This is a genomic window from Schinkia azotoformans (assembly GCF_035811335.1).
Lineage (GTDB): Bacteria > Bacillota > Bacilli > Bacillales > Bacillaceae_J > Schinkia > Schinkia azotoformans.
In genome coordinates this window covers 95876-108495 of record NZ_JARSMD010000010.1, presented here as the reverse complement: position 1 = coordinate 108495, position 12620 = coordinate 95876, and the positions used below count along the sequence as shown (strand labels likewise).

General features: G+C 37.7%; 12 protein-coding genes. 8 read left to right on the top strand and 4 right to left on the bottom strand.

The window, feature by feature from the left end; genetic code table 11:
- Nucleotides 1–95 precede the first annotated feature (95 nt).
- Nucleotides 96–1199 (top strand): PRK06851 family protein, encoded by a 1104-nt coding sequence (locus P9E47_RS05750; RefSeq protein WP_326162817.1) that lies wholly within the window; start codon nucleotides 96–98, stop codon nucleotides 1197–1199.
- A 52-nt stretch (nucleotides 1200–1251) separates the two neighbouring features.
- Here the strand turns inward: P9E47_RS05750 and P9E47_RS05745 are convergent, their stop codons facing one another.
- Complete coding sequence (locus P9E47_RS05745) at nucleotides 1252–1473, bottom strand: DUF1128 domain-containing protein (protein WP_003331383.1); 222 nt, start codon at nucleotides 1471–1473, stop codon at nucleotides 1252–1254.
- Between the two features lie 108 nt (nucleotides 1474–1581).
- Entirely contained in the window at nucleotides 1582–2937 is a 1356-nt protein-coding gene (locus P9E47_RS05740; RefSeq protein WP_003331382.1) for an alanine/glycine:cation symporter family protein, read from the bottom strand.
- 255 nt (nucleotides 2938–3192) lie between these two features.
- On the opposite strand from P9E47_RS05740, the gene P9E47_RS05735 reads away from it, so the two are divergent.
- Both P9E47_RS05735 and P9E47_RS05730 read left to right on the top strand, forming a co-directional pair.
- Nucleotides 3193–3516, top strand: coding sequence for a YtxH domain-containing protein (locus tag P9E47_RS05735; RefSeq protein WP_003331381.1), 324 nt, complete (start codon nucleotides 3193–3195; stop codon nucleotides 3514–3516).
- 22 nt (nucleotides 3517–3538) lie between these two features.
- A complete protein-coding gene (locus P9E47_RS05730) occupies nucleotides 3539–4378 on the top strand; it encodes a YihY/virulence factor BrkB family protein (protein WP_003331380.1) in 840 nt (279 codons plus the stop codon).
- 339 nt (nucleotides 4379–4717) lie between these two features.
- Here the strand turns inward: P9E47_RS05730 and P9E47_RS05725 are convergent, their stop codons facing one another.
- Complete coding sequence (locus tag P9E47_RS05725; protein WP_407697170.1) at nucleotides 4718–6649, bottom strand: heavy metal translocating P-type ATPase; 1932 nt, start codon at nucleotides 6647–6649, stop codon at nucleotides 4718–4720.
- A 386-nt stretch (nucleotides 6650–7035) separates the two neighbouring features.
- Nucleotides 7036–7197, bottom strand: a complete 162-nt coding sequence (locus P9E47_RS05720) for a BH0509 family protein (protein WP_003331378.1) — start codon at nucleotides 7195–7197, stop codon at nucleotides 7036–7038.
- Between the two features lie 246 nt (nucleotides 7198–7443).
- Between P9E47_RS05720 and cax the strand changes: the two genes are divergently transcribed.
- The 5 genes from cax to pdaA all read left to right on the top strand — a co-directional run bounded on the left by cax (nucleotide 7444) and on the right by pdaA (nucleotide 12601).
- Nucleotides 7444–8502 carry a calcium/proton exchanger gene (gene cax, locus P9E47_RS05715; RefSeq protein ID WP_003331377.1) on the top strand — a complete coding sequence of 353 codons (1059 nt, stop codon included), beginning with the start codon at nucleotides 7444–7446 and terminating at the stop codon, nucleotides 8500–8502.
- Between the two features lie 138 nt (nucleotides 8503–8640).
- Nucleotides 8641–9408, top strand: a complete 768-nt coding sequence (locus tag P9E47_RS05710) for a YfkD famly protein (protein WP_407697171.1) — start codon at nucleotides 8641–8643, stop codon at nucleotides 9406–9408.
- Nucleotides 9409–9534: 126 nt separating this feature from the next.
- A complete protein-coding gene (locus P9E47_RS05705; protein WP_003331375.1) occupies nucleotides 9535–9717 on the top strand; it encodes an SE1561 family protein in 183 nt (60 codons plus the stop codon).
- Between the two features lie 188 nt (nucleotides 9718–9905).
- A complete protein-coding gene (locus P9E47_RS05700) occupies nucleotides 9906–11453 on the top strand; it encodes a fumarate hydratase (protein WP_003331374.1) in 1548 nt (515 codons plus the stop codon).
- 320 nt (nucleotides 11454–11773) lie between these two features.
- On the top strand, nucleotides 11774–12601 hold the full coding sequence (pdaA, locus tag P9E47_RS05695; protein ID WP_326162815.1) for a delta-lactam-biosynthetic de-N-acetylase: 828 nt from the start codon (nucleotides 11774–11776) through the stop codon (nucleotides 12599–12601).
- Nucleotides 12602–12620: the final 19 nt, after the last annotated feature.

Genomic DNA, 12620 nt, shown 5'->3' with positions numbered 1-12620 from the left:
CCTTTCTAGTGTTGGGCATTCACCTATCTGCAACTGTTAACATATGGTATTAAAGGAATATTTCCAAATCCGTTTGTAGGGAGTGTAAAAAGAATATGGCTGGAACTGTTAAAAATTATTATGCTGGAGGAAATACAGCTAAAGGCTTCCATAATTTATTTGATTCAAACCTAAAAGACTTGGAACGGTTATTTATTTTAAAGGGTGGTCCTGGAACGGGGAAATCATTTTTAATGAAAAAAATTGGGGAAGAATGGCTAAATAAAGGTTTTAATATTGAATACATCCATTGTGCTTCCGACAATAATTCAATTGACGGTGTCATTATTAGAGATTTGCAGGTTGGAATTGTTGATGGAACAGCTCCACATGTGATCGAGCCAAAAGTACCGGGTGCAGTTGAGGAATATGTGAATTTGGGAGATGCTTGGGATTCCAAAAAACTTGCTTTCCATAAAGATGAAATTGTGAAACTATCAAGGCAAATTTCCGACTCCTTTCAAACTACCTATTCATTATTTGCCGAAGGGTTAAAAATTCATGATGAGTGGGAAGTGTGTTATATAAAAAATATGGATTTTGTTGCGGCCAATAAATTGACTGAAGAGCTTATTGAACAATTCTTCGGTGGAGTAAGCTTGAATAAGAAGAGTGACATCATCCATCGCTTTTTAGGTGCAGCTACACCGAAAGGTCCAGTTGACTTTATTCAAAATTTAACAGCAGATATCGAAAATCGCTACTTCCTTAAAGGGCGCCCTGGTTCAGGCAAATCAACAATGCTGAAAAAAATTGCAGCAAATGCAGAAAAATTAGGGTATGATGTGGAGATTTACCATTGTGGTTTTGATCCGAACAGTCTGGACATGGTCCTTTTTAGAGAAATTGGTGTTGCCATATTTGACAGCACTGCCCCACACGAACATTTCCCTGATAGAGAATCTGACATAGTTGTAGATATGTACACAAGAACAATCAAACCAGGTACGGATGAAAAATATGCTGATAAAATTAATGACATCAGAGAAAGATATTCAGCCAAAATGAAAGAAGCCACTTCGTACCTTGCTAAGGCGAAAGAACTACACGATCAATTGGAGCATATTTATATCGCGGCAATGGACTTCAGCACCTTGGATAGAAAGTATGAAGAAATAAATAATGAAATTACTAGTTTTGCAAAAATAAAAGAAATGTAAAAATCAATGGTAAAAAATGCTTATGAGGATGGACCTCATAAGCATCTCCCGTTTACTTTCTAATATTCCCCAACTCTGCGGCAATGGCTTGCATTTCACTTATGCTGAATGTTGTTTTAGTTTTAACAAGATCATAAATGTCTTTTAATTCCTCATACATTTCTTCATTAAAATTGTCAGCCTTAAACGCATCGACATTAGCCATGCGCAGTTTATCTTTGATTGCTTCTACCATATATACGATATTTTCTTTTGATTTTTTTGTTAAGTCCATATCCGTCTCCCTTTCAAAACTTTTCGAGTTCATTTATTAACCATCGTACCATATGAAAAAAAGAGATTGCAATTTTGCAATCTCGATATTGTTTTTCCGCTTTCTCTTTTAAGCCCCGACGTTCGGAGATTTAGCTTTTTCTTCTTGCATAACCTTTTTAAATCGTCTTGTTTCAGCCACAACTACACCTGAAAGTCCAAGTAACCCAATTAAGTTAGGGAAGGCCATTAGACCGTTCATGATATCCGCAATTCCCCATACAGCATCAAGGGTTGAAACTGCTCCTACAAAAACAGCTAAAACAAATACAACGCGATAATATTTGATTGCTTCATTACCAAATAGATAGGAGAAGCATTTTTCTCCATAATAGGCCCAACCAAGAACCGTTGAATAGGCAAAGAAAATTAATCCGATAGCAACGATGATTGGTCCTGGTGCACCGATTAGTTTTTCGAAGGTCGCGGTTGTTAATTCTGCTCCTTTAAGTCCATCGTGGTAAATACCTCCCATAACAAGAGTTATGCCAGTAATTGAGCAGATGATAATTGTGTCGATAAAAACCTGTGTCATGGATACTAACGCTTGACGAGCAGGAAAGTCTGTTTTTGCAGCTGCAGCGGCAATTGGAGCAGAACCTAAACCAGCTTCGTTAGAGAATACCCCGCGTGCAACCCCCCAACGAATCGCAGCTCCGATTGCACCTCCTGCAGCAGCATCACCTGTAAAGGCTTGTGAGAAAATTAGACTAATAGCCGCTGGGACTTCATTAATGTTGGTAACCATAATGACTAAACCAGCGATTAAGTAGAAGATGGCCATGACTGGTACGAAGTAAGCTGTAACTTTACCAATGCTCTTGATACCTCCTAGAATTACAAGAGCAGTAAAAATAGTTAAAACAAGGCCTGTTACCCAAGTTGGTACATGGAATGTTGCATCAACTACGGAGGAAATCGAGTTTGACTGCACCATATTTCCAATTCCAAAGGCAGCGATTGCACCGAAGAAAGCAAAAAGCATCCCTAGCCACTTTTGACCTAATCCACGCTCCAAGTAATACATTGGACCGCCGGCCATTTCACCGTTTTTATCCTCTACACGATATTTTACGGCAAGAATAGCCTCTGCATATTTAGTCGCCATACCAAATAGAGCAGAAAGCCACATCCAAAAAACAGCACCAGGTCCACCCAAAACAACGGCAGTAGCAACCCCAACAATGTTACCGGTTCCAACTGTTGCTGCTAAAGCAGTTGTTAAAGCTTGAAAGTGAGATATATCCCCTTCAGAGGTATTATCCTGCTTTTTGCTAAAAGCTTGCTTGAGAGCATAAGGTAGGGCTGTAATTTGGAGAAAGCCCAGTCTAATAGTTAAATAAATTCCGGTTCCAACTATTAAAATTAATAACGGAGGTCCCCAAATCCAATCGCTGACGGTACTAATCACATCTAAAAAAGTCATTCATTACCCTCCTATTTTGAAATATTACTATTATAACAATAATATAGAGTATTCAGAAAACTAGGTCAATCAAATTAAGGAAAAAGTAGGATAATTTATAATATTGGTATAGCTTATATACAAAAATATTAAATTTGGAAATAAAAAATAAATATGGTAACAAGTTCTCACAACTAGTTTCAGTTGGCTATAATAAGGTAGAAGTTGGTTTTTTATACAATATAATGGGTATACATATAAAAAGGAGCGTATCAGATGGAAAAAAATAATAAACTAATTAAAGGGATCCTATACGGTGCTTTAGCCGGCGCGGTCATTTCCTTATTAGACCGTGAAACAAGAGAAAACACGGTTAATCAGGTAAAGGATTGTGGAAGAACTGTATGGCATTATAGTAAAAATCCTACTGAATTAATCGAGGGCGTTTCCGATAAAATTTCCGTTGCAAGACAAAAAATAGAAGAGGTTACGGAAGATATAACGTTTATTGTTGAAAAGGTAAATGATATTAGGCAGTCAAGTGATAAGCTGCTCTTATCCAACAATATCGAAGAGGGAAGGGAATTGGACGAAATATAAGAACTTTTAATGGGGGTTAAAAATGGCACAAACCGATATCTCAACATTAAAAGGTTTTATTAAAGAATTTTATTATCGTTTTATGCATGATGAAGTTGTAGGCTTATCTGCACAATTAGCTTATTTTTTCCTATTGTCTTTATTTCCGTTTTTAATTTTCATCATTACACTTATAGGTTATTTGCCCATTTCTTTGGATGATCTTTTAGGACTGGTAAGCAAGTTTGCACCTGGTGAAACAATGCATCTGATCGAAACGAATTTACGGCAAATACTTGATGAACCTAGGGGTGGTCTGCTTTCATTTGGTGTCATTGCTACTATTTGGTCAGCATCAAATGGAATCAATGCAATCATTCGGGCGTTAAATCGCGCCTATGATGTTCATGAAAATCGATCTTATATCATATCACGACTAATCGCTATTTGTTTGACAGTTGCTATGATTGTCGTGATCATTATAGCGTTGTTATTACCAGTATTCGGTAAGGCAATCGGTCTTTTTCTATTTACTCATTTCGGTATATCAAAGTCATTTATGGCAATTTGGGACTTTATCAGAATTTTTATTAGTTTTTTTGTTATGGTTGTCGTATTAGCGATGCTGTACTATTTTGCACCAAATAAAAAACTACGTATAAGTGAAGTGTGGTATGGGGTCTTTTTTGCAACAATCGGTTGGCAGCTTGTATCGCTTGCTTTTTCTTATTTTGTATTGAACTTTGGTAATTATACTGCAACGTACGGTAGCCTTGGGGGAATCATTGTTCTTATGATCTGGTTTTATTTATCAGCGATGGTTATCATTTTAGGTGGAGAAATTAATGCAATCTTGAGGATGGCTAAAATGACTCGTAATTAATGCCAAGTTTGGTTGACTTTAATAAAAATATATTAGACCTGTCGAACCCATACTATGTTTGAAGAAGGCGTTAAGCTTTCATCCTGTAAAGGAGGGGTCAACAATGGGCAAAACTAAACAAAAGAAAAGTGGTTCTAATCCTAAGCAAAAAACATCTAGTGGTGCTAATAAATCGAATAGCTATCACTAACTAGAAAAGCGGAAGCGCCCGTTTAGCGACGGATAAACTGGAGCTCATCGACTGAGATAAAGGAAACACGACGAGTAAATAGAGTCGATGTTAACTTATCGTAGGGAGATGAGTGAAGTTTACGAGTCGCTGGGCGCCCTTCAGAATATTTACTTTAACAATCGCAATCCATTTAATATTACTAATAATGTACTTCCCTCATGGCCGATAACCCCATACGGAAGGTCAAGCACTTGAAGAAAATTCGAAGCAATTAAGAGCATAATCACTAAGATGGAAAAAACAATATTTTGTTTAATGATTTTGTTCATTCGATTTGATAATGAGATCGCATCAGCAATCTTTGTTAAATCGTTTTTCATTAAAACAACATCTGCAGTTTCTAATGCAACATCTGAACCTTCCCCCATTGCAATTCCAACACTTGCAGTAGCGAGTGCTGGGGCGTCATTGATACCGTCTCCAACCATACCAACATTTTGGTACTTTTCTTGAAGCTGTTTCAAGTGTTCAACCTTAGTCTCAGGCAAACATTCCGCAATAAAATGATTAACTCCACTTTCTTTAGCAATAGACTGGGCTGTGGTTTCGCTGTCACCGGTAAGCATGATCGTATGAATACCGATTGAATTTAAAGTGTGGATCGCTTGCTTTGAAATATCACGGACAACATCCTTCAAAGCTAAGATTCCAGCGATGCCCTCTTCATCTTTAACGTAAACAATCGTCTTCCCTTCTTCTGCTAATGTCTTTGCAATATTGTTTTGAAATCGTTTGATCTCATCTAAACCAATGAAATCTTTTTTACCTATTTTCCATTGTTTATCAAGTAAAGAAGCTTCAATCCCCCAACCAGGAACATCCTTAAATTGAGAGGGTTTTTCAAAAGTTATTGAATATCTTTCCTTCGTATATTGCACAATGGCTTGTGCTAATGGATGGTTTGAATGGCTTTCAATGGAGGCTGTTATTAATAAAAACTCTTCCTCCGTAATATCAGGGCGAATGATAATGTCAGTAATTTCCGGTTTTCCTCTAGTTAATGTTCCAGTCTTATCAAAGGCTATCGCTCTAAGGGCATTCAGATTTTCAAGATGAACACCACCTTTGAAAAGGATCCCCTGTTTGGCACCATTTGAAATCGCTGATAGTGTCGCCGGCATGATGGCAGCCATTAAAGCACATGGCGATGCGACAACTAATAAAATCATGGCACGGTAAAAAGTTTCCTGCCAGTTCCAACCTAACAGATAATGAGGAAGAAACATCATTAAAATAACGACAGCTAAAACAACCTTTACATAAGTTCCTTCAAATTTTTCAATGAATAACTGTGATGGTGCTTTTTCACTTTGGGCATTTTGAACAAGATTAATAATCTTCTGGAATAAAGATTCGCTGCTCTTTTTTGTGATTTCAACAATGATGGAGCCGTTTAAATTTACAGTCCCAGCAAAAACATCATCTTTATTCCTTTTACTAACGGGCATGGATTCACCTGTGATCGCTGCTTCATCCAGTGTTGTTTCCCCGCGAATGATGATCCCATCAGCGGGAACACGTTCACCCGGTTTTACTAAAATCTGATCGGCGATTTCCAACATGGAAACATGCACTTTTTCTTCTCTACCATCAATAATACGCAATGCTTCTTCGGGCTGAAGAGTCATTAAGCTTGAAATTTCCTTTTTGCTTTTATTCATTGTATAAGTTTCAAGAGCACCACTTAAGGCAAATATAAAAATTAAGATGGCACCCTCGGCCCAGTAGCCGATTATGGCAGAGCCAATAGCTGCAAAAACCATTAACATCTCTACATTAAGGTCTTTCTCCTTTAAAGTTTCTGTTATACCTTCTTTGGCTTTAGCGTATCCTCCAATTAAGAAAGCTAAGACGAAAATCGTTACCGATGTGGATTCCATTCCGTATTTTGAAAAAACCCAAGCAGCAACAATAAGAACACCACTAAGTAAGGCGGCGATTAATTCCCAATGCTCAGTCATTTTATAGATAAAACTTGATTCTCTTTGGTTTTCATCTAATTGAGAATTTTTCTCTATTACTTTAGCTTGAAGTTCCAATTTATATCCCTCCCGATAAAAGCAATTGATAATGAAAATCAGCTATTATTCTTAAATTCTTAAGTAGTATATGCTTTGTTTCCCTAAAATTGTTTAAAATTATTTTTACTATAAGATTAAAATAATTCTAAATAAATTATAACATGGAAACAGGAAAGTTCAAAGAAAGAGTTATTTATTTTTAAAAATATAATTGGAACTTTTTTGTTGGAGGCATAAAATCAGGGGTTGAATCCTTGTACAATATGAGGGGAAGAGGACATATCGGGGGCAGAGAAGTTTTTACTACAAAGGCAGAAAAAACGCCCCTGTATCATAACAGAGGCTACTTTACTCTATTCCATTGTTAGTCAATGAACTTCAACCCCTGCGTCATCTTATTCTAATTACTGGATAATATTGTCTTCGATAAATTCCTCGAAATAATAGTATGTGCTGTTGTAAATGTGCTCAATTTCTTCATCTGTCATATACATAAGATTTTCGTTATCAAACCTTCTGTTTCTAGTAATAAACTCAATCATGTTTCTCCGTTCTTGTCGACTCATTTTAAAAGCCCCCTAAAATTTTATTTTTCTGTAGTATTACAGATGTTTAATTGTTAATTGTATTATATAACAGTAGTGTTAATTTGGTCAATGAATTTTAAAAAAATTTTGTAAAAAGGGGCGGATGCGGAATTGAGCCACAGTTCCCGACCCCGTGTCCCACGGCCTTGTGGTTCGATTACTTTTGAATGAATTTGGAAACTATAATGAGGAAGTTCATTTTTGTAGAAGGGTTGGTTTATTTATATGGTAAATAAAATATTCCTCATCATGGCTGTGATTGGGGTGCCTTTATCTGTAATTGGAAGTTTGCTTCATTTCCCAACAATAATTATGTTTGTCATATATTGTTTAACGATTATCGCGTTAGCAGGCTTTATGGGTCGAGCAACAGAAAGTTTAGCAGTTGTTGCTGGGGAGCGAATTGGTGGATTGTTGAATGCGACCTTTGGAAATGCAGTGGAATTAATCATTTCAATTTTCTCATTAAAAGCCGGGTTAGTTGGTGTTGTCCTTGCTTCTTTGACCGGTTCGGTTTTAGGTAACTTATTGTTAGTCGCCGGCTTATCCTTTTTTGTTGGCGGTGTAAGGTATAAACGCCAGAAGTTTAATGTATATGATGCTAGGCATAATTCAGGACTTTTAGTTTTTGCGGTAATCGTAGCATTCGTAATCCCGGAAGTATTTACCCAAGGGATGGGTGAGGGGCATAAACTTGCTCTAAGTTCAGGAATTTCAATTATATTAATTCTCCTTTATTTAGCTGCCCTATTCTTTAAGTTGGTTACTCATCGTGGTGTATACCAGTCTACCTCTGAGGGGGCAAGTGAACATGAAGAGGTAGCGGAGTGGGGGATGGGTAAAGCCCTTGCTGTTTTACTTATAGCAACACTTGCAGTTGCTTATGTATCGGAAAAACTTGTACATACATTTGCAGAGGTGGCAGAAACCTTTGGCTGGAGCGAATTGTTTATCGGGGTAATCATCGTTGCCATCGTAGGTAATGCCGCAGAACATGCATCTGCCATTATAATGGCTTATAAAAACAAAATGGGGGTGGCTGTTGAAATTGCAGTTGGTTCTACCCTACAGGTTGCGATGTTTGTTGCACCAGTTTTAGTATTGATATCGCTGTTTTTCGAAAAGTCAATGCCATTAGTATTTACAATGCCGGAACTGATCTCCATGGTGACAGCAGTATTACTAACGATTGCAATTGCGAATGACGGTGAAACAAACTGGTTCGAAGGCGCAACGCTCCTTGCTGCTTACATGATTATGGGAATTGGGTTTTATTTGCTGTAGACATCCATAAATTTCCAATATGGTCTATGGATAAACAAGCAATTCTTCGAAAAAAATACAAATAAGTATTTCGAAGGAGGTCTCTATGTGAAAGCGCTAAAAAGTACATTAGTAATAGTAGCTACACTTGTTCTAACATTGTTCAGTTTTCAAGGATCTATAGGCGCGGAAAATACAAAACAAGCTAAAACACACAAAATAAAAGTGCCAGACGCTGTCCTTGATATTTCGAAAGAGAATACGTATCCCAATCCAACTCAGGATTTGCCGTATCTTCAACCAAGTGACTTAGCAAAAACATTGCTCGAAACTGCGGATGTGCCAATTCAAAACCCGGACCTTATACGTATACTGAATGAATCTTCCATTAACACAACACCAACTGCAGTTGGTTTCCGGGCTACAATTTATCTAGGGCAGTGGCCATTAAGCTACGAGTCGACAGAAACCAATATAAATTGGGAGTATAAACCTGCCAATACGAACAAGTTTGATAACCGGGGCGGAAAAACTCCTCAAAAAATCCATTATCAACAAGAAGAAGAAACGGTGATCAAAGGCGGTCTAACCTCAAGAATCAATAATGCGGAAGAAGTTCAAAAAATGATGATGCTAACAGCTATGAAGAAAACAGAGCTGCCATTAGCATTTGATACAGTAATAGGACAAGGCACGAAAAAGGAGCATGTGTATAATGTAACTCCTAAAAAGCTTGGTTACTTATATGCATTTGCCCCAGCTGTGAATGAAAAAGGGAAGGTCACATTTGGTGAAGTTTATCTGGAATTCAAAGGCAGCAAAGCTAAGCTCAAAATTAAAAACGTAACTCAGCAAGGGATTGGGGCATGGATCCCGGTTCAAGATCATTTGTCATTTAAATTCGTTACAACTGATACACCTAAATGAATAACAACAATACAAAAGGACTTGTAGTGGATTTTAATATTCGATACAAGTCCTTTTATTTTTCTATTTGTCAAAATATCGGCAATTGGATTAAGATTAAAAGCAGATGAGAAGGGAGCTAACAATATGGGAAATGCGATACATGACAAAAAACAACAGATCGAATATTTAACGAATCGTCTAAATCTTTTACTAAAAGTATTGGACTCACTTGATCCGGAAGAGGCGGATGTAAATGATATTGATCGACTTTTGGAAATGCTGGATGATCTTCAAGGGAAAATAAATCAATTTAAACCGGATTGGTAAGCGAACTGGCTCTGTTTCCTTTATCTCAGTCGAAGCCCCTCCAGTTTGTACGGCAATGAGCAAAGCGCTTACGCTTTTCTTATTATAGGGTTTCGAAAAAATAGGACTAGTATTATAATGGGGAGTGGAAGTTAATTAGCGTATTCAGAATTGTTTATTTTTCAAAAAAGAGGGGAATGGGGAACAGTATGAATCAATTATTTGAAAGCATGTACAATTTAGTTGTTGAAACATCAACAAAGCTGCCAAAAGATGCTCGTCGCGCTATTTACCAAGCTAAACTAAGCGAAAGTGCCGGTACAAGAGCGGCGATGTCTTTAGACACGATTTCAAATAATATTGTGATGGCTGAGGAGAATATTTCACCGATTTGTCAGGACACAGGTCTTCCTACTTTTAAAGTTAAGACTCCTGTTGGTGTTAATCAGTTAGAAATTAAAGAGGCAATCCGTAAAGCGGTTGTAGAAGCAACTAAAAACGGAAAACTTCGTCCAAACTCAGTTGATTCATTAACTGGCGCAAACAGTGGGGACAACCTTGGTGATGGAGTACCAGTTGTTAAATTTGAACAATGGGAAAAAGATTATATCGATGTTCGCCTCATTTTAAAAGGTGGCGGCTGTGAAAATAAAAATATTCAATATAGCTTACCATGTGAATTAGAAGGTCTTGGACGTGCAGGACGTGACTTAGACGGTATCCGTAAATGTATTATGCACTCTGTATACCAAGCACAAGGTCAAGGCTGTTCTGCTGGATTTATTGGAGTTGGAATCGGTGGAGACCGCAGCTCAGGATATGATCTTGCAAAAGAGCAACTGTTCAGAAACGTTGATGATGTAAATCCAGTTGAAGATCTACGTAAACTTGAAGAATATGTAATGGCAAATGCCAATAAGCTTGGTATCGGAACAATGGGCTTTGGCGGAGAAACAACATTATTAGGCTGTAAAGTTGGTGCTATGCACCGTATTCCTGCAAGCTTCTATGTATCAGTTGCTTATAACTGCTGGGCATTCCGCCGTCAAGGTGTGAAAGTTGATCCTGTAACTGGCGAAATTAAAGAATGGCATTACCAAGAAGGTGATGACGTTGATTTTGCAAAAGAAGTCGGGCAGGAAGTTGCTGCTGCATCTGAAACTGCAAGTGAATCACGTGAGGTAGTTCTTCAAGCACCAATTACTGAAGAACAAATCCGTTCACTAAAAGTTGGTGACGTTGTAACAATCAATGGCAGAATGTACACAGGCCGTGATGCGATTCATCATTACTTAAATGAGCATGATGCACCAGTTGATCTAAATGGTCAAATCATTTATCACTGTGGTCCAGTAATGCTTAAAGATGATGAAGGCAAATGGCATGTTAAAGCTGCAGGACCTACAACAAGTATTCGTGAGGAGCCTTATCAAGGCGACATCATGAAGAAATTTGGTATCCGTGCTGTTATCGGTAAAGGTGGTATGGGGCCGAAAACATTGAAAGCATTAGAAGAGCATGGCGGTGTATACTTAAATGCTATCGGTGGTGCTGCTCAATACTATGCAGATTGCATCGAATCTGTTGACGGCGTAGACTTAACACAATTCGGTATTCCCGAAGCAATGTGGCATCTAAGCGTTAAAGGCTTCAAAGCTGTTGTAACAATGGATTCACACGGAAACAGTCTACATCAAGACGTTGACAAATCATCTCTTGAAAAGCTTGCACAATTCAAAGAAAAAGTATTTAACTAAAATACATTTTAAAGGAAGGGTATCTTTTTCAAGGTACTCTTCTTTTTTTTCGAATTCGAGCCAGAGGTCGGGTTCTCTGTCACGGTTCTATGTCTAGCTCCAGCGACCAGCGACTAGTGAACTTTGCCCACCTCCCTACGATAAGTCAACATCTAATCGCTTCGCTCTTAGTGTTTCCTTTATCTCAGTCGATGTGCTCTAGTCCATACGTCGCTAAACAGGTCGCCTCCGCTTTTCTAATGGAAAATGATGTTTGGTATGAAAGTATCCACCTTTCAAAAAATATAGATATAGATTTGCCAAATAAGGAGGCATTTTTAATGAAAGGTGCAAAAAAAGCTGCATTCCAAATCGTTACAATTATTGTATTTCTTTTTGGTGGTTTTAATACGATACAGGCTGAAACACCTCCAAACAACCCGATACATTGGGGGATGAAAAAAAGCCGCAACCATGAACCTGCAGATGCGGGTGAATTTTTTAAATCCATCCTTGCAAAATATGGATCATTCTATTTAGGGGATACATCAAAAAAAGACATTTACTTAACCTTTGACAACGGCTATGAAAATGGATTTACAGCCGATATTTTAGATATATTAAAAAAGAAAAAGGTGCCAGCAACGTTTTTTGTTACAGGTCATTACTTAACTGAAAATGCCGATTTAGTAAAAAGAATGGTGAATGAAGGCCATATCGTTGGAAACCATTCTTGGCACCATCCTGATTTAACGCAAGTTAGTGATATTCGCTTGAAAAAAGAATTACAGCTCGTAGAGGAAGAATATAAAAAAATTACTGGAAAATCAGATATGATGTACCTACGTCCACCAAGAGGAATTTTTAGCGAAAGAACATTAAAGCTTTCAGGTGACCACGGATATGTAAACGTATTTTGGTCGTTAGCCTTTGTTGATTGGCATATAAATAATCAAAAAGGTTGGAAATATGCTTATGATAATATCGTGAATCAAATCCATCCTGGGGCGGTTATCCTTCTGCATACAGTGTCTGAAGATAATGCCAAAGCGCTGGAAAAAGTGATCGATACCCTCCGCCAACAGGGCTACACTTTCAAAAGTCTAGATGACCTAATGCTAGAGAAAAGTATGCCAAAACCGTTATTGTATCAGAATTATATGGACTAAATTGGGCCGCGGGGTCGGG